Below are 19,030 nucleotides of genomic sequence, written 5' to 3'. Positions count from 1 at the left end.
TAATCAAAAAACTAAATGCATTCAAAACGCTTACATGTTAGAATTAATAAGTAAGCAAAATTTAAAGGAGGAAATAAATGTCAGAAGATTTGAAACACACCCCACTCTATGATTATTACGTCAAGAATGGCATCAAATTAGTTGATTTTAGCCAATGGGCTCTCCCCATTCAATTCAGCAAAATCCAAGATGAACATTTAGCCGTTAGAAACCAGGCGGGACTATTCGAAACGTCCCATATGGGAGAAATAATTGTCAAAGGACCTGATGCACTAAATTGGTTAAATAGTCTGGTGACTAATAATTTGACTCGGTTAACTATCAATCAAGCGCAATACAATTTTGTCTTAAATGAGGATGGATTTGTGCTAGATGATTTGCTAATTTATAAATTAGCAGACGATAATTTTTTAGTTACCCCCAATGCATCTAATGCAGATAAAATCTATAATTGGCTCGTTAGTCATCAAGCGGATGCTGATGTTGAAATTAATAATATTTCAGATCAAATTGGACAATTAGCTTTACAAGGTAAAAATGCAACAGCCATTTTACAATCACTAGTTGATTTTGATGTTGCTGAATTGAAATCCTTTCACTTTTTAAGTGAGCAAAACGTTGGTTCACTTGATTCGATTTTAATTTCACGTACGGGTTATACAGGTGAAGATGGCTTTGAGTTGTATGTACCGTGGGACAAAACCACCGAATTATTTGAATTATTACTAGATCGTGGGAGTGAATATGGGCTGATTCCCTGTGGTTTAGGCGCCAGAGATACCTTAAGACTTGAAGCAGGGCTGGCTTTATATGGTCATGAGTTATCTGAATCGATTAATCCATTAGAAGCCGATTTAAATTTTGCAATTAAGTTGAAAAAAACGGGTGGTTTTATTGGTCGGGATGCTTTACTTCGATATAAAGAAGCTGGAATTAAACGTCAATTGGTTGGTTTTGAATTGTTGAGCCGTGGGTTAGCCCGTGAAAATATATTAATCCAAGACAATGAAGGCAATGAGATTGGTTATGTTACTTCGGGTACAATGGTCCCTACGCAAGAACATGCGATTGGGATGGCTTATATTGATGTGGATTCTCTTGACTTAGAAACGATTCAATTAGTCATCCGTAACAAAACCGTTGCAGCAAAAATTGCAAACAAAAATCATTTATAATTAGGAGGTATGTATTATGGTAGATACAAAAGATTTGTTTTATACAGAGGAACATGAGTGGGTTGAGGTTTTAGAAGATAACAAAATTCGTTTAGGCATTACGCAATTTGCAGTTGATTCATTGGGAGATATTGTTTATGTAGAATTACCAGAATTAGAGGCAAACTACCATGCAGATGATGAATTCGCCATTGTTGAATCGGTAAAATCAACTTCAGGTATTTATACGCCAGCAACAGGTGTGGTTTCGGCTGTCAATGCTGCATTAGTTGATGAACCAGAATTAATCAATAATAATCCTTATGTTGACGGTTGGTTAATTGAGATTACTTTAGATGAAGCTTTAGATACCTCTTCATTGTTAGATCTTGAAGCTTACGAAAAATTGATTGAAGATTAATTTTCAATAACTTAAATATAAGGAGGATTGTCCATGAGCTTTTCGCATCGTTATTTACCTATAACACCCGAAGATCGTCAGGAAATGTTAAACACGATTGGCGTTGATAGTATTGAAGATTTATTTGCAGATATTCCCTCATCTGTTCGATTAAAAGATGATTTAAATTTACCTGATTCATTAAGTGAGCATCAATTAGTTCAATTAATGAAAGGTTTAGCCGATAAAAATACGACGGCTAGTCAAATGCCCTACTTTTTAGGGGCTGGTACCTATGATCATTTTATCCCTTCAGTGGTGAATCATGTGATGTTAAAATCAGAATTCATGACAGCCTATGTGCCTTATCAAGCGGAAGCTAGTCAAGGTGAGTTACAAGCCTTATTTGAGTTTCAGACCATGATTTGTGAGTTAACTGGAATGGAAGCTGCCAACTCGAGTTTATATGATGGTTTTACTTCCTTAGGCGAAGCCTGTAATTTAGCCTATGGGGCTACTAAAAAATCTAAAGTAATTATTTCGCAAGGTGTTCACCCGCAAGGGATTGAAGTAGTTAATACTTATGCTTATGGGATGGAGTATGATGTTGTCGTTAGTCCTTTAAACGATACCACAACTGATTTAACAGCACTAGAAGCGTTAATTGATGAAGATACAGCAGCTGTTGTCGTTCAATACCCAAACTTCTTTGGAACTATAGAAGATATAAAAGCCATTAAATCACTATTAGATGGCACAAAAGCCTTATTAATTGTCGTAGCCAATCCACTAGCTTTAGCTGTTTTAGAAGCCCCAGGTAAACTTGGAGCAGATATCGTCGTTGGGGATACACAACCATTAGGTATTCCAATGTCCTATGGCGGACCACACTGTGGTTACTTTGCAACCACTAAACAATATATGCGTAAAATGCCGAGTCGTATCGTAGGTGAAACAGTGGATGCTGAAGGTAAACGCGGTTTTGTGATGACTTTACAAACAAGAGAACAACATATCCGTCGTGAAAAAGCGACTAGTAACATGAGTTCCAACCAAGCACTTTATGCGCTAGGTTCAGCTGTTTTCATGTCCGCCTTAGGTAAAGTCGGTCTACAAGAAATGGCTCAAAAAAATATCAATGCTTCTCATTATCTAGCACAACAATTGAAGGACAATGGTTTTGATCTAGTTGGTCATCAACCCTTCTTCCATGAATTTGTTGTTAAATTGAATAAACCCGTTAAAGAAGTCAATGACTTTATTTTAGACAATCACATGATGAGTGGTTTAGATGTGAGCTCTTACTTTGATGAACCTGCTTTATTATTATGTGCTACTGAAAAAAGATCTAAGGAAGAAATTGATCAGTTCGTTTCTTTATTAAAGGAGGCCAACTAATGATGGAAAAAAATACTCCTATGATATTTGAACGTTCAAAGGCTGGACGTAAAGCATACAGCTTACCTGAAAGTGATATTCCTACTTTTAATTTAGCTGATGAATTACCAAGTCATTTAAATCGTGAAGAAGCTGCACGCTTACCTGAAGTCTCAGAATTGGATTTAATGCGTCATTACACGGCATTAGCGAATAAAAACTTTGGCTTAGAGACTGGCTTTTACCCTCTGGGATCATGTACCATGAAATACAATCCAAAAATCAATGAAGACATTGCTCGTTTTGATGGTTTTGCAAATATTCACCCATTGCAACCTGCAAAAACAGCTCAAGGTGCGCTTCAATTAATGTTTGAATTGCAAGAATACCTTAAAGAAATTACAGGCATGGATGCGGTAACCTTACAATCGGCAGCGGGTGCTCAAGGTGAGTGGACTGCCCTTCTTATTTTTAAAGCATTCCATCAAGCGAACGGTGATGGTGAAACGCGTAAGAAAATGTTAATACCAGACTCTGCTCATGGAACAAATCCGGCTACAGCAGCCATTTGTGGTTTTGACATTGTTGAGATTAAATCCAATAAAAATGGAACCATTAGTGTGGATGCTTTACGAGACGCAGTTGGACCTGACACTGCTGGATTAATGTTAACCAATCCAAACACCTTAGGATTATTTGAAAGTGATATATTAGAAATCTCTCAAATCGTCCATGATGCCGGTGGATTGTTGTATTATGATGGAGCCAATTCCAATGCTATTTTAAGTAAAGTTACCCCTGGTTTAATGGAGTTTGATGCGGTTCATTTGAATTTGCATAAAACTTTCAGTACACCACACGGCGGTGGCGGACCTGGTTCTGGACCTGTTGGGGTAAAAGACTTTCTTAAACCATTCTTGCCTGTACCACAAGTGGAGAAAAACGGTGATATTTATTCGTTGAATAGTGATTTTCCTCAAAGTATTGGGCGGGTTAAGGGGTATTATGGGAATTTCGGTGTCAATGTGCGTGCTTATGCCTATATTCGAACGATGGGACCTTTAGGCTTGAAACAAGTGACGGAAGATGCGGTTTTAAATGCGAATTATTTGAAAGTACGCTTGCAAGATTACTTTGATACACCTTATCCGCAAGTGTGTAAACACGAGTTTGTTTTGAGTGGTAAACGTCAGAAGAAACAAGGTGCCAGTACGCGAGATATGGCGAAACGTTTGTTGGATTATGGCTTTTACGCCCCAACTGTCTACTTCCCATTAATTGTTGAAGAAAGTTTAATGATTGAACCGACTGAGACAGAATCAAAGGAAACGTTAGATGCTTTTGCTGATGCTATGATTGAAATTGCTCAAACCGTAGCAAGTGAACCAGAAGTCATAACTTCTGCTCCTCATGAAACGTCCGTTCGTCGATTGGATGAGACATTGGCTGCTAGAAAGCCAAAAGTAACATATGCTTTTGGGGAGTAAGTTGAATAGAAATTCGATTGTACGTTAAAATCCGAAGCTGTTTAGTGGCTTCGGATTTTGCTTTATGCTATGAAAATGTCTCTTTGTTAATAACTTTACCATGATCAAGTTCGACGACGGTATCACATAAAATCTTTATATCTTCTTGTGTATGACTCGCTAAAATAATGGTTCTACCGCTATCTTTTAATTCAAGTAATAACTTCCGCATATCTTGCACACCTTGATTATCTAAACCATTCATTGGTTCATCTAAAATTAGTATGTGTTGGTTTTCCATAAAGGCTTGTGCTAACCCCAATCGTTGTCTCATACCCATAGAATAATTTGCTACCTTTAGGTCTTTTGCATGTGTTAGACCAACAATCTCTAAAGCTTGTAGAATTTCATCATCGGATATCAAATCTTTAATACCTGCTAAAAACTTTAAATTTTTAAACCCACTAAATTGCGGTAAAAAACCTGGCGATTCAATAATAATTCCAATATCTTCTGGAATATCATCTGTCTTTTCATTTAGATTTATTTTACCTACTTGAATGTTACCTGAACTAAGTCTCATTAATCCACAGATGGATTTCATTAACATGGTTTTTCCTGCTCCATTACGTCCAATGATTCCATGGATTTTTCCAGTTTCAAAACTTAAATTAATATTATCTAAAATAATCTTATCACCGATTATTTTAGTCGCTTGATTCACTTCAATGATATTTTCCACTTTGCTATAGCCCCCTTCTAAACCTCATACCAGCGTGCACGCCGTATAATCAGATATAATAATCCACAAAATAATAGCATTAAAATTAATAATATCTGATAAAAATTAGGCTGAGATAAACCTTCATTGATATTAATTGACGATAGTTGCATCCATGTGATTGGAGATACCCAAGTCAATATCCCAGATGAATAGATTAAAGCGTCAAACATTAATAGTGTTGCAGCAAAAAACATTCCTAAATAACGATGAGAAGACCAAATATTAATTAACATAATAATCAATCCTAGTAAATTAATAACCAAAGTTTGTAATATCAAACTAAAGAACATAGCTTGATATGGACTAAAATAATCTATAATTTTCCTAGGGAAATTAACTAGAACATTTAACTGAAATCGTATATCTGTTTTTGCTAAAGTGTGAAGCACGCTACCCCACTCATTAGTAAAATCTAATCGAGGCACGAAAAATATGCAAGACAAGACCGCTAAGCAAAGTACATAACATAAGCTTGTTATAAAAATGTACAATGCTTGAGATAAAATCCAATTTTTTCGGTTACTACGCATAATAAGAAATATTTGATTGTTATCAATAAATGGAGCATCAGCAAACAAAATAAATATCGGTAAAATAAATAAAATCTTCCCATAACGAGATTCTGTTAAAAATGGCAAAAGTGCAAAGTTAATCATTTCGTTCTCACTATGAACAAAATTAATCAGACCTGATAAATGCATATGAATTAATGTAGCTAATAAAATAACGATTAAAATAATACGTAAATCGCGACTCCATTTAGAGATGTTCGTCCGTGTCATCCACCAAATTGAGCGAATATTATGCATATGGCACCTTCCTTTTGATTTGTCTATAAAATAAGTAACCAACAGTCCCAGTAAGAACCAAGAAAAATGCCGTTACATAAAGTTGATTAACCCAAATTGGTTGATTGGGGAATGCAAGACTTGATCGGCCTAAACTATAGATACTAATCATATTGGGTAGTTTTAATGCAAACTCTTCCACGTAATAACTAATCACAAATGGACTTATATATGGAATAAAATTGTTTGGTAAATAGCTTGAGAATAATAAACCAGTAGTATTCCAAAATGCTACAGAAAGCGAATAATTCCATACATATATAAATAGTATGAATATTGTATGTCCATTTTCAATTAAATCTACATAATATGAATATTGATTTAAACGCAGTAAATCTATTCTAGAGTAGATTGGAAGCCCAATCAATGAAAAAATAAAAACTACTATCCCAAATGATCCAATAGACAGGATAAAAGCTCCAAGAAAACTCACTAATACTTTATTCAAAGAATACCTTTTAATCGATGTGCGATTAATCACATAATTTAAATACTTATTATTTACATCATCGACATACAGTCTAGCCAGTGGAATGGTTATCGCAACTATGAATAATTTCTTAGTATAAGACAAACCTATAAAAATTTCGACTAAATAAATGATGCCTTGTTCATTAATAGATGTGTACATGGTAAATATGAAAATTGCAGAAGCTAATACTAATGAAATTAAACTCCATTTCGTTAATAAATATTTGTTCAACTCAATTTTAAATAATTTCATTAATATTTCCCTCTCCTATAAGAAAACTCAGAGAGAAACTTTCTCTGAGTTTTTCAATTATTTATATCTTTCTCCGTTTGATAATGAATAGTAATCAATTGTCATAATTGTAGATTCTTTATCACCACTTGACCGTTCACTAATTATCCTGACTTGATAATATGGTTTCAATTCAAAAGAAAAATTTTCTATATTTTTAATTTCAGGCAATAAAGCGATACGTATGTCATCAATCACGATTGCATTTATTCCAATTATTTGTCCATATTCTTGAATAATCAAGCTTTGTAACTCTTCGAAACTAATATGATTAGTAATTTCTTCTTTTTCAACAGGTCTAGCAAATGCATCATCAATTGAAAGCCATGTTAAACCATCTTCAGTATAAATGAATATCATATTGCTTCCATTGTATGGAAAAACCCCGTCATTATCTAATGAAAATGAACCATTACCCATAGGAATACCCTCAATCCCTAATTGATATACTAACAATTGCCCTTGATCGTGTTCATCAAATTGATCCAATTCTGTTTTAACCTTCAATCGTAACTGATTTATCTCTGAAAGTATGTTAAAATCCAATGTAAAAACTTGAGGATCTCCCATAGTTTCTAGTGATAATTTTTCAATAACTTCATTAGCCTGTTTAATTGCATGAGCAATAGTTACTTGTTCTAAATCATATGGATCACTATCAAAAGACGATAGATTATATATATTATCTACTTGAAGCAATGAGGTTACTAAAAAATTCCACTCTCTTCCAATTTTAGAATAATCTAATATAGCAGGGTAAATACTTGCTTTTGAATCATTCAATTGATAAAGTTCATAAAAGAAATCATTATGTTCTTCTCGATACACTTCGCCATCTGTTGCTAACACTGAATCAATGATCATTAGATCATCTTTAGTAAATTGGTAATAATTCGTTTGGTAATTATAAAACTCTTGGCTAAAATCAATATTAACTGTCCCTTGAATTTTTACTTTATCTGTAAGTTGGAGATCAACATGTTCATCTAGTACCTGCAGAGAATCAATCTCCTCTTCTTCATTTATGATGGTCGCTCTTTTATCAGTTGGGAAACACCCGCTTAAAATAAATGCGCATACAAGATATAAAATAAAGAATTTTTTTTTTGATGCTACCATGTCTTAACTCCTTAAATAATTTTTCGATTATGGTTCCCAAATACCCGATACAACTGCATTATGAACATCAGTATCACCTTCAAGTTGGTAATTACTATTATAGACACTCTGACCGTTATAATACCATAAATTAAGGGTACCATTCCCAGTTACTCGATAATAGCCTGTTGCTTCTATGCGTCCACCATACCAATTATTTCGGTGGATTTTATAATAAACCTTATCTGACCAAATTAAATCATTATAATTTGTAGTTACAGCCCCATAATTTTCAGAATCAGTTTTCAAAATTCTATCTGAATAAACACGTCCCTCGTTAACATTTATGAGTAAGTTAAAATAAAAGCCATCCTTTTCAGCATTTGCAGTTGTAATCGGAGTAAGCATTGAGATTGACAAGAACGTTAATGCAACCTTTTTAAGAAATTTATTCCTCATTATTTTATTCCTTTCATATTTTAAACTCTGAATCGATTGGATATATAAAATAAAAAACATAATCATTTACTATACAGTCTAAACAATATATAATAATTGTACAGCTTTTTTAAATAATATGTTAATCCTTTTCACCTATTACATGCTCATAGTCTGGCATAACGACAAATTTTTCTAAAGTATAACCCTCCTCATTTCCCATACAAAAGAAAAGCAACAAACAACATAATAAAATTCTTTTTATTACAACTCCCCCTTTCAATAGAAGTCTAACACATTTATTAACATTGATTAATAAAATTCCACTATATGTTATATATGAAAAAACAAGTAAGGAGATGATTTATTTTGTCAGATATTGGTAGTACCTTTAGATATTTTAGAAAAGCAAAGCGCATGACACTCAAACAAACTTCGGATGGAATAGTATCAGTACAATTTCTTTCTCGATTTGAAAAAAATGAAAGCGATATTTCTTTGTCAAATTTTCTTTCATTATTAAAGCGAATAAACGTTGATATTAGTGAGTTTAAACTTTTATCGGAAGATCTTGGTGATAAATCTCAACAACAATTTTTAGCTCAATATGGCGATGCTTATAGAAAACAAAATCTTGTTAAACTATCTGAATTAATTGATTCACAAACTAAACTATATTTGAATTCTGACAATATACGCCATTATCACAATGTTATTATATTGAATCAACGCTTAAAAAAAATCTATGGAAAACCGTTTGATAAAGAAGAGGCAAAAGTAATTTTCAAATATCTATTAAATAGTGATGAATGGCAATACTACGAAGTTAGTTTATTTGGTAACAGTACTTTCTTTATGAATCGTTCTCAAATTGAAAATTTAAGTCATACTGCTAATAAACGCTCTCTTAGATATGATAATTTACAAGTAAACTCATCAAATTATGCTCTCATTATGATGAATGTTATCAATCTTTTTTTTGATCAAGATTACTTAGAACCAATTGCACCATTGATTAAGGATATAGAGTATAAATTATCTAAACATAACTACTTCTATGATAAGAATCATTTGAATTTTATTAAAGGAGTTTATAAAATAAGAATTGGACAAGTAGATGAAGGAGTAGAATTATGTCAAGAATCCATTCGGTTGATGTCACATTTTGGAGCTTCTGAAGTCGCTAATATTTTGCAATTAGAATTAGAAGCTTTATTACTTAGAATAAATTCGGAAATTTGAAATATAATAGCAAAAATAAATTTAAACCTTCAAAGGCTCATTAGACCATGAGCCTTTGAAGGTTCGTTATTTATACATAGTTACATAAATTTATTTTGCTGTCTTATTCCACAGCCACAAACAATTTTTTGTTTAACTGGGATAACATTTCTTTTACCGTGGACTCAAGAGTGTATTGAGGATTGAATCCCCATTCGTCTTTGGCAGATTGGCAATCGATTTGATCTGGCCACGAATCCGCAATCCCTTGTCTGACAGGGTCTATTTTATAGGAAATTTCAAATGCTGGGATTTCCTCTTGGATGGCTTTAGCTAATTCTGCCGGCGTAATACTCATACCGGAAACATTGTAGGCATTGCGATTCAACAAGCGACTACCTTCTGCTTCATTTAAATCGATGACAGCTTGAACCGCATCATCCATATACATCATATCAAGCCGGGTATCTGCACTTAAAAAACATTCATAATTGCCTTTTCTCAATGCTTCATAAAAAATATCAACAGCATAATCGGTTGTTCCTCCACCCGGTAATGACACATAACTGATTAAGCCTGGGAAACGCATGCTCCTGGTATCCACACCAAACTTAGTGAAATAATAATCACACAGTAATTCACCAGCTACCTTTGTGACGCCATACATGGAACTTGGACGCTGAATGGTTACTTGAGGGGTATTGATTTTAGGGGTGTTGGGTCCAAAGGCTCCGATGGAAGATGGCGTAAAGAATTGCAAATTTAATTCACGGGCTACTTCTAAACCATTGACTAAACCTGTCATATTGATTTCCCAAGCCCTTTTTGGAAAAGCCTCAGCAACAGCTGAAAGTAAAGCCGCTAAGTGAATGATGGTATCCACTTCGTAACGCTTTGCGACATATTTGAAGCGTTCGTAATCCATCACATCAAGGATTTCAAAGTTTTTACCTTGGCTGATTGGATGATTTTCTAACACTCTTAAATCTGAAGCTATTACATGGTCTTCGCCATACTTTTGGCGTAAGGCGCTAACTAATTCTGTTCCAATCTGACCTAATGCCCCAGTTACTAAAATATTTTTCATGGCTTACTCCTCTCTAACTACTCAATAATCGCTAATTCTTTCCCTACTTTTTCGTAAACTTCAATGGCACGATCAAGCATGGCTTTGTTATGGGCTGCGGTTGGCATATTGCGAATCCTGCCCGTACCTAATGGTACCGTTGGGAAAACAATCGCTTTGGCATAAACGCCTTCTTCCATTAAACGTTTTGAGAAAGTTTGTGCGATATTTTCATCGCCAATAATCACAGGTGTAATGGGTGTTTCAGTCGGCGATAAAGTAAACCCAAGATCTTTTAATCCCTTCTGTAAATATCGCGCATTCTCCCATAGTTGTGTTTGTAGTTGGTCAGATGCTTTTAGTTGTTTGATGGCTGTCAATGCCGCTGCTGTATCGGCAGGTGTACTGGCTGTGGAGAAAAGAAAAGGTCTTGCAGAAACTTTTAACCAATCAATTAAAAGCTGTTTACCTGCAACATACCCACCGATGACACCGACGGCTTTTGATAGAGTCCCCATTTGGATATCTACTTTATCTTGAAGCCCAAAATGCTTAACTGTTCCAGCACCTTTCCCCATTACTCCGGACCCATGCGCATCATCTACATAGGTCATTAATCCAAATTCTTCTGCTATTTCAACGATTTCTGGTAATAGAGCCACATCCCCATCCATTGAGAAAACACCATCAGTAATGACCATCATTTTGTTATACTTTTGACTTTCCTTAGCTTCTTTAGCTTTTTGGCGTAAGTCTTCCATATCGGAATGGTTATAACGAATTATTTTAGCTCCGGATAAACGACAACCATCAATAATTGAAGCGTGGTTTAAAGCATCTGATAAAACAGCATCATTTTTATCAATGATGGCACTGATAGCTCCCATATTACAATTAAATCCGGATTGAAACGCTAAAGCTGCTTGGGTGCCTTTAAATTCTGCTAAAGCTGTTTCTAATTCTTGGTGCAAGGTCATCGTTCCGTTAATCGAACGTACAGCGCCGGCTCCCACACCAAAAGTATTTATCGCATCAATTGCCGCTTCCTTTAATGCGGGATTTGTTGCTAATCCTAAATAATTATTCGAAGCCAAGTTAATTAATTCTCGATCATTTATTTTGATAATGGGGCCATTTTCACTACTTAAAATATCTACTTCATTGTATAATCCCTTATCTTTTTTCGCTTGAATTTCATTTTGCAAAAAAGATGTTAATGGTGAATCCATTTAACCACTCCTATATGATTGTTTTCATATATATTATACAAAATGTATCCGTTTACTTCAATGAATGTTATTTAGAATACAATGAAAAAGCTTGTTGGGAATTTTACCAACAAGCTTTTTGTCTTATATTTTTTTTGTCGCTTTTTTAAATCCTCTGCCACCTAGTTCGCCTAAGTTTGGATATTGAACACGGCGTAGAAATTCAAATAAATCATTTTCCTGCAAATCCGCCATCAAATTAATTAAAATAGCTCCTGATGCCATTGCATCCGACAAGGCATGGTGATGATTCAGTTCAATTTGATAATAGTTAGCCATAGTGCTTAATTTGTGATTAGGTACCGTTTTAACTAAGGCGCGTGATAAGGTAGCTGAACACATATATTGAATCATATCATAAGAGAGATTGTAGCGAATATAATCGGCTTTCAAAGCTCCCATATCAAACGCTGCATTATGAGCAATTAAGGGTAATCCGTCAATAAACTTAATCATGTCATTTTTCATTTCAAGAAAGGTTGGTTTTGATTGTACATCCCGTGGGCGTATGCCGTGAATAGAGATATTTATTGAACGGAAGGATTCTTCTGGGTTTATGAGTTGATAGTATTGATCGATTAGTTTGCCGTTTGAAAATTTCGCAATACCTACGGAACAAATGCTGTGCGCATTGGCATTGGCTGTTTCGACGTCTAATGCCACAAAATCATTGGTATTTTTCATATTAAACTTTTAAATACTTTGCTTCCCCATCGATATAGGTTGCAAGTAAATCTGCTTCAGGCGTTACAACAATAAAGTCTGCTGCATAACCTGCTTCAATTTTTCCACAAACATTGTCGATGCCAACTGATTTGGCTGGATTTAAAGATGCCATACGTAGGGCATCGGGTAATGAAACAATCCCCCAGTTAACGACATTTTTAACCCCATCAATCATTTTTAGGATGGAGCCGGCTAAATTACCGTCACTGGCTAGACGTGCCATACCGTCTTGTACAATGACATCAAATTCACCTAATGTTGAGCGACCATCTGGCATGCCTCCGGCACGCATACAATCGGTAATCAAGACGGTTTCATCCGTTCCTCTGGTTTTGACAATTAACTGAATGACTGCTGGGTGGAGATGGAAGCCGTCGGCGATTACTTCGGCATATACATCGTTTAAGTTAAGAGCAGCTCCAACCATACCGGGTTCCCGGTGATGTAAGCCTCGCATTCCATTGAAGGTATGAACAAAAATATTTGCTCCATTTTCAACGGCTTGAGAAGCTTGAAAGTAGGTGGCATCACTATGGCCTAATGCGACATAAATGCCATTTTCTTTAGCCACTTCAATAAATTCCTTAACTCCATTGCGTTCCGGTGCAATGGCAATTTTTTTAATTAGACCATTGGCTAATTCTTGCCATTTTAATAGTTGTTCAATCGAAGGGTCACTCATATAATCTTTGTTTTGCGCGCCTTTATACTTTTCAGTAAAATATGGGCCTTCTAAGAAAATACCTTGAACTTTTGCTCCTGTAATTTTGTCTGCATTTTCGCCAATTACTTGACAGGCTCTATCCAATTGTTCAACACTTGCTGTTAAGGTTGTAGGTAGCCATGATGTCACTCCGTTTTCGACTATTCCGTTCGCAATTGTTTGTAGTCCTTCGGGGTCGGCATCCATAATATCTGCATTTTTATATCCGTGGATGTGTGTGTCCACTAGGCCGGCTGATATATAGGCATCCCCATAATCAATCACATCACTGTTATCAGGTAGGGTATCTACACAGGCTTTAAATTTACCATCTTCCACCACTAAATAATGATTTTCAAGAACCTCGTTTTCAAGAACGATATATTTCGCTTTAATAATTTGTTGCATATTATCTCTCCTTAAATCTTTGATAATCTATTTGTATTTTACTACTAATAGTAGCGTTTAACAATGAAAGTAAATGAGGATGAGGGGTAAAATAAACGTAAGTGTCTTTGTTTGTGAGTAGGAGTTGGAAAGTTGGTATGGTTTATTGCGGTTGGGCATTCCCATCCGCTTCTCAGCGTAAGTGGGAAGTGACGGACCCTCCCATTGTCACTCAGATTTTCTCCCATGACATTAAACCGCCCCATTGTCACTCAGATTTTCTCCCATGACATTAAACCGCCCCATTGTCACTCAGATTTTCCCTCATGACAATAAGCTACTATTTGGAATCAAAATAGCCTTGAATCATCCTTCCAACCGCCAACTCTCAGCTTGTTCTCTGGCGGTTTGGTAAGTGGGAAGTGAACGAGCGTAAGCAGGAAATATATTACCGTAAAATAGACTACGATAAAGCTAATTGGTCATGAAATCAGATGTTTCGTGACCGATTAGCTTTATTCAGTCACGAAATCAGTCATTTGTTGACCGATTAGCTTTACTTAACATCCGCTTACGTTCGCGCACACAACAAGCGTCCGAATATGTGAGCGCCCCAGTTCGCGCACACAACAAGCGCTCGAATATGTGAGCGCTCCAGTTCGCGCACACAACAAACGTCCGAATATGTGAGCGCCCCGGTTCGCGCACACAACAAGCGCCTGAATATGTGAGCGCTCTGGTTCGCGCACACAACAAGCACTAGAATATGTGAGCGCCCCAGTTCGCGGTAAATGAGAAATGACGGTGCTTCACTTCCCGCTTACCGGTTTGGGTGTCCCATCCGCCTCTCAGCTTGTTCTCTGGCGGTTGGGCGTTCCCATCCGCCTCTCAGCTTACTCTCAGGCGGTTGGGCATATGCAGGAAATAACGGGCCGTCAGCTTAAGATTGCTTGCTAGTTGATTAAAGCTATTCTGTCCTTTTTCAGCTCTTTTTTGGACAGAATAATCTTGCCTATCTATTTTTACTCATTTGGTCTATTATCATTCAGACAAATCTGAGATAAGCCCGCTCTCAGAAAGTTAGCTTTAAACCGGCGCTATAATCCAGAACCAATGAACGCACCAAACCCGAAATTTCAACCGTGTGAAATTTCGGGTTTGGTGTAGCAGAGGTATTTATTTAGGGGTTGTAATATCTTCCATGAGATGGGGGTTTTCTTGTTGGGCTTTAAACATAGCGATTTCGTATTTATAGGGTGCCACTTTGTCCTTGTCGTTAATAGCAACCCAAGGGGTTTCTAGAATTTTGGGGATGTCTTTTAACTGGGGGTGGTGTACGATTTTGTTTAAGACGTCAAAGCCGATGCTACCTTGGCCAATGTTGGCGTGACGGTCTTTGTTGCTATGAAAAGGATTTTTTGAATCATTAATGTGCAAGACTTTCAGACGGTCAATCCCTATGCGGTGATCAAATTGATTGAGGACTTCATCGAAGTCGGTCACAATGTCGTAGCCGGCATCATAAGTATGACAAGTGTCAAAGGTGATGGATAGTTTTTCGTTATGTGTCACACCACTAATCATTTCAGCCAGTTCTTCAAACGTCTTGCCTAACTCGGTGCCTTTGCCGGCCATGGTTTCTAAAGCAATTTGGACGGTTTGGTCTTTATCGATGACTTCATTTAACCCTTTGATGATTTGTGTCAACCCCGCTTCTACCCCGGCGCCAACATGTGAGCCAGGATGCAAGGTCACTTGGGTGGCTCCTAAAGCCGTGACACGTTGGATTTCATCTCTTAGAAACTCGACGGCAAAATCAAAATAGCCTTCTTTAGTTGTGTTGGCTAGATTAATTATATAAGGTGCATGAACGGTAAAAAATTCAATCCCATTCGCTGCCATAAACGCCTTTGCTTCGTCAATACGAAATGTATCGATGGCTTTACGACGTGTGTTTTGTGGCGCACCGGTATAAACCATAAAAACATTCGCGCCATATGATGCGGCTTCTTTAGCTGAGCCAAGTAACATATCTTTTCCGCTTAATGAGACATGGGATCCTAAATACATCTACCGCACTCCCTACTTCACTTTTTTGTCTTCTTTTACTGATAAATGCAACTCGCGTAATTGGCTATTATCGACTTGACTTGGTGCTTGCATTAATAAATCAAGCCCACGCCCTGTTTTTGGAAAGGCGATCACTTCACGAATATTCGGTTCTTTAGCTAGCAACATCACTAAGCGATCCAAGCCTAAGGCAATCCCACCATGTGGAGGGAAACCATAATCAAACGCATTTAATAAGAAACCAAATTGCGCTTGCGCTTCATCCTGAGAAAAACCAAGCAATTCAAACATTTGTTCTTGCATGTCACGGGTATAAATTCTTAAACTACCCCCACCGATTTCATAACCATTTAAGACGATATCATAAGCTTGCGCTAAAGCTGTATCAGGATTGTTTTTCAAGGCTTCTACATCCATATTTTGTGGGGCTGTAAACGGATGGTGCATGGCAACGTAACGGCCAGCTTCTTCATCGTATTCAAATAATGGCCAATCGGTTACCCATAAGAAAGCTAATTCATTGGGATCATATAGTTCATGCTTTTTACCTAAATGGAGTCTCAACTCACCGAGTGACGCTTCGACAACGTCTTGTTTGTCAGCCACAAAAAATAAAATATCGCCGACTTCACCCTTAAGGGGTTCAACAATCGCTTGATAATCAGCTTCTGAAGCAAAAAATTTAGCAATCGGCCCATTAAAGCCTTCGTCTGTTATTTTTAGCCATGCCAATCCCTTAGCGCCATAAGGTTTAATTACTTCAATTAATTCATCGGCTGTTTTACGTGTATAAGCGTCTGCTAAGCCCTTAAGGTTGATAGCTCTTACTTTACCACCCTTTTCAACTGCTGATTTAAACACGCCAAAATCCGATTGGAGAGCAAATTCAGATAAATCAACCAGTTTCATCTCAAAACGGATATCCGGTTTGTCACTACCATACTCAGACATGGCTTGCGCATAAGTCATCGTTGGAAAAGCTTCGGTTAATTCTATGTCTAGGGCATCTTTAACCACGACTTTCAACATATTTTCAGTCAAAGCCTGAATTTCTGCCTGAGTTAAAAAGCTCGTTTCAATATCGACTTGTGTAAATTCCGGTTGACGATCCCCCCGTAAATCTTCATCACGGAAACATCTAACAATTTGGTAATATCGGTCAAAACCGGCACCCATCAATAATTGCTTAAACAACTGAGGTGATTGCGGCAAAGCATAAAAGGCTCCTGGTTCCCGTCGGGTTGGCACCAAATAATCACGTGCTCCTTCAGGTGTGGAGCGGGTTAAGTAAGGTGTTTCAACATCAATAAATTCTTCTTGATTTAAAAATTGACGAATAGACTGACTTACCGTGTGACGTAAACGCAAATTGTTGTACATATTTGGTCGTCTTAAATCTAAAAATCGATGACGTAAACGGACTTCCTCATCAACATCCAAGTCTTCTTCAATATAAATAGGTGGGGTTTTAGAAACCGCTAGAACCGTCAATTGATCAGCTATCAGCTCATATTCACCCGTTGGAATTTTTGGATTAATCTGTTCGGCTGCACGTTTGCGTAGAGTACCCGCCACCTCAACCACATATTCGCTTCTTAGGCGGTCGGCTTGATGCATCTCATCAGCGGATAAGTTCTCCGCGTTAAAAACAACTTGGCAAAAACCTTCCCGATCTCTTAAATCAATAAATATCACACCACCTAAGTCACGACGCTTTTGTACCCAGCCTTTTAAAATAATTGGTTGGTCAACCAACGATTCATTGACTTTGCCTGCATAAACTGTTCTTTTCCCCATTTTACTCACCTCTAAAGTATTTATCGATGGCCGATGTATCCAGTACCATCTGACGATAATATGTCTCAAAATCATTTAATAATTCATCTACAGCGACCGTAGCACGTTTACCATCTGCTTGGTTTTTCAACTGCACGACTTGTTGTTCCACTTCTTGGTCACCAATCGTGATGATCACTTTGCTATTCAATTTACTTGCTGTTTTAAACTGGGATTTCATACTGCGCCCCAAATAATCACGGTCTGCAATTAGCCCGGCTGCTCGCGCAGCTTGGACGACTTGTAAGGCCAAACCATTACTCTTTTCACCTAGTCCCATAACAAAGACATCAACGGGTTCAGCTTCTGGAAGTTCCACTCCTTGTTCATTGAGTAAAATTAACAAGCGTTCGACCCCAATACCAAAACCAAAACCGGGTGTAGCAGGGCCACCTAATTGCTCGATTAACCCATCATAACGTCCACCACCACATATGGTTGATTGAGCACCGATGGTGTCATCATCAACCACAATTTCAAAAATGGTATCTTGATAGTAATCCAAGCCACGAACGACATAGGGGTTCACTTCAAAGGGAATCTGTAATTGGGTTAAAAGGGTTTTAACCGAGTCAAAGTGTTGTCGACTGTCTTCACTTAAATAATCAAGAATCAGGGGTGCGCCTTGAACTAATTTTTGATCTGAAGGATCTTTGCTATCAATAATTCTTAACGGATTGGTTTTTAACCGCTTCTTTGAATCCTCACTCAATTCAGTATATAATGGCTCAAAATAATCGACTAAGGCTTGTAAATAGGCTTTACGATCAGCCGTTTTCCCCAATGAATTGATTTGTAAACTAATGTTTTCAATTCCTAACTCATTAAAATAATCCCAAGCTAAGGCAATGCCCTCAACATCTGTAGCCGGATTTGTACTGCCTAAAACTTCCATCCCAATTTGATTAAACTGACGTTGTCTACCGGCTTGAGGGCGTTCGTAACGGAACATGGGTCCCATGTAGTACACTTTTAAAGGTTGCGCATGTTCGGGCCCATATAATTTGTTTTCGATATATGACCGTGCAATCCCAGCCGTCCCTTCCGGTCTTAAGGCAATATGACGCTCACCTTTATCATAAAAATCATACATTTCTTTGGAGACGATATCCGTTTCATCACCTACCGAACGACTGAACAAATCGAAAGCTTCAAAGAAAGGCGTTCTAATTTCCTTGAATAAATAACTTTCAAACACATCACGGGCAGTGTCTTCGATAAAATGCCAGGCATCCATATTTTGAGGCAGAGTATCCTCTGTCCCTTTCATTTTTTGTATCATAATCATTCCTCCAATAAATAAAAAAAGCCTATGACATAAAGTCATAGGACGTATTTAATAACGTGGTACCACCTAAAATTCGTAATTTTTACCATTACCTTTAAGTCGTAACATGACTAATGGAATAACTTTGCATTATTCTT

Annotated in this window: 17 protein-coding genes; 5 read left to right on the top strand and 12 right to left on the bottom strand. The window is 36.9% G+C overall.

The annotated features are described in order from the left end of the window. The first annotated feature begins 77 nt into the window (after nucleotides 1–77). Genes gcvT through gcvPB form a run of 4 tightly spaced genes read left to right on the top strand, consistent with a single transcriptional unit; the run spans nucleotide 78 to nucleotide 4,418 of the window. Complete coding sequence (gcvT, locus tag NRE15_RS01485; RefSeq protein ID WP_313793852.1) at nucleotides 78–1,175, top strand: glycine cleavage system aminomethyltransferase GcvT; 1,098 nt, start codon at nucleotides 78–80, stop codon at nucleotides 1,173–1,175. A 16-nt stretch (nucleotides 1,176–1,191) separates the two neighbouring features. After that, nucleotides 1,192–1,575 (top strand): glycine cleavage system protein GcvH, encoded by a 384-nt coding sequence (gene gcvH, locus NRE15_RS01480; protein ID WP_313793851.1) that lies wholly within the window; start codon nucleotides 1,192–1,194, stop codon nucleotides 1,573–1,575. A gap of 33 nt (nucleotides 1,576–1,608) precedes the next feature. Beyond that, nucleotides 1,609–2,952 carry an aminomethyl-transferring glycine dehydrogenase subunit GcvPA gene (gene gcvPA, locus NRE15_RS01475; RefSeq protein ID WP_313793850.1) on the top strand — a complete coding sequence of 448 codons (1,344 nt, stop codon included), beginning with the start codon at nucleotides 1,609–1,611 and terminating at the stop codon, nucleotides 2,950–2,952. Nucleotides 2,953–2,954: 2 nt separating this feature from the next. Then, a complete protein-coding gene (gcvPB, locus tag NRE15_RS01470; RefSeq protein ID WP_390887189.1) occupies nucleotides 2,955–4,418 on the top strand; it encodes an aminomethyl-transferring glycine dehydrogenase subunit GcvPB in 1,464 nt (487 codons plus the stop codon). A gap of 67 nt (nucleotides 4,419–4,485) precedes the next feature. Here the strand turns inward: gcvPB and NRE15_RS01465 are convergent, their stop codons facing one another. Genes NRE15_RS01465 through NRE15_RS01445 form a run of 5 tightly spaced genes read right to left on the bottom strand, consistent with a single transcriptional unit; the run spans nucleotide 4,486 to nucleotide 8,349 of the window. After that, nucleotides 4,486–5,139 carry an ABC transporter ATP-binding protein gene (locus tag NRE15_RS01465; RefSeq protein WP_313793848.1) on the bottom strand — a complete coding sequence of 218 codons (654 nt, stop codon included), beginning with the start codon at nucleotides 5,137–5,139 and terminating at the stop codon, nucleotides 4,486–4,488. Nucleotides 5,140–5,156: 17 nt separating this feature from the next. Next, entirely contained in the window at nucleotides 5,157–5,990 is an 834-nt protein-coding gene (locus NRE15_RS01460; RefSeq protein ID WP_313793847.1) for a hypothetical protein, read from the bottom strand. Next, a complete protein-coding gene (locus tag NRE15_RS01455; RefSeq protein ID WP_313793846.1) occupies nucleotides 5,983–6,753 on the bottom strand; it encodes a hypothetical protein in 771 nt (256 codons plus the stop codon). The genes NRE15_RS01460 and NRE15_RS01455 overlap by 8 nt, the downstream gene beginning before the upstream one ends. Before the next feature lie 57 nt (nucleotides 6,754–6,810). Continuing rightward, a complete protein-coding gene (locus tag NRE15_RS01450; protein WP_313793845.1) occupies nucleotides 6,811–7,911 on the bottom strand; it encodes a hypothetical protein in 1,101 nt (366 codons plus the stop codon). 27 nt (nucleotides 7,912–7,938) lie between these two features. Further along, a complete protein-coding gene (locus NRE15_RS01445) occupies nucleotides 7,939–8,349 on the bottom strand; it encodes a hypothetical protein (protein WP_313793844.1) in 411 nt (136 codons plus the stop codon). Between the two features lie 348 nt (nucleotides 8,350–8,697). Here NRE15_RS01445 and NRE15_RS01440 point away from each other — a divergent pair, with 348 nt between their 5' ends. Beyond that, on the top strand, nucleotides 8,698–9,570 hold the full coding sequence (locus NRE15_RS01440; RefSeq protein WP_313793843.1) for a helix-turn-helix domain-containing protein: 873 nt from the start codon (nucleotides 8,698–8,700) through the stop codon (nucleotides 9,568–9,570). 103 nt (nucleotides 9,571–9,673) lie between these two features. On the opposite strand, the gene NRE15_RS01435 is transcribed toward NRE15_RS01440, so the two are convergent. The 7 genes from NRE15_RS01435 to hisS form a co-directional block, all read right to left on the bottom strand. Continuing rightward, on the bottom strand, nucleotides 9,674–10,636 hold the full coding sequence (locus tag NRE15_RS01435; RefSeq protein WP_313793842.1) for an NAD-dependent epimerase/dehydratase family protein: 963 nt from the start codon (nucleotides 10,634–10,636) through the stop codon (nucleotides 9,674–9,676). 17 nt (nucleotides 10,637–10,653) lie between these two features. Beyond that, nucleotides 10,654–11,844, bottom strand: coding sequence for a glycine C-acetyltransferase (locus NRE15_RS01430; protein ID WP_313793841.1), 1,191 nt, complete (start codon nucleotides 11,842–11,844; stop codon nucleotides 10,654–10,656). A gap of 123 nt (nucleotides 11,845–11,967) precedes the next feature. Beyond that, a complete protein-coding gene (locus NRE15_RS01425; protein WP_313793840.1) occupies nucleotides 11,968–12,567 on the bottom strand; it encodes a 3'-5' exonuclease in 600 nt (199 codons plus the stop codon). Nucleotide 12,568: 1 nt separating this feature from the next. Next, complete coding sequence (gene nagA / locus NRE15_RS01420; RefSeq protein WP_313793839.1) at nucleotides 12,569–13,720, bottom strand: N-acetylglucosamine-6-phosphate deacetylase; 1,152 nt, start codon at nucleotides 13,718–13,720, stop codon at nucleotides 12,569–12,571. A 1,155-nt stretch (nucleotides 13,721–14,875) separates the two neighbouring features. Further along, a complete protein-coding gene (locus NRE15_RS01415) occupies nucleotides 14,876–15,769 on the bottom strand; it encodes a deoxyribonuclease IV (RefSeq protein WP_313793838.1) in 894 nt (297 codons plus the stop codon). A gap of 12 nt (nucleotides 15,770–15,781) precedes the next feature. Beyond that, complete coding sequence (gene aspS / locus NRE15_RS01410) at nucleotides 15,782–17,566, bottom strand: aspartate--tRNA ligase (RefSeq protein WP_313793837.1); 1,785 nt, start codon at nucleotides 17,564–17,566, stop codon at nucleotides 15,782–15,784. Between the two features lies 1 nt (nucleotide 17,567). Next, the gene (hisS, locus tag NRE15_RS01405; RefSeq protein WP_313793836.1) at nucleotides 17,568–18,887 is read right to left on the bottom strand and encodes a histidine--tRNA ligase; all 1,320 of its coding nucleotides are present in this window, start codon (nucleotides 18,885–18,887) and stop codon (nucleotides 17,568–17,570) included. Nucleotides 18,888–19,030 lie beyond the last annotated feature (143 nt).

Origin of the sequence: Fundicoccus culcitae (genome assembly GCF_024661895.1) — a bacterium.
In the GTDB taxonomy this organism is placed as follows: Bacteria; Bacillota; Bacilli; order Lactobacillales; family Aerococcaceae; genus Fundicoccus_A; species Fundicoccus_A culcitae.
The sequence above is the reverse complement of the archived record's forward strand: the minus strand, read 5'-3'. Positions and strand labels throughout refer to the sequence as shown.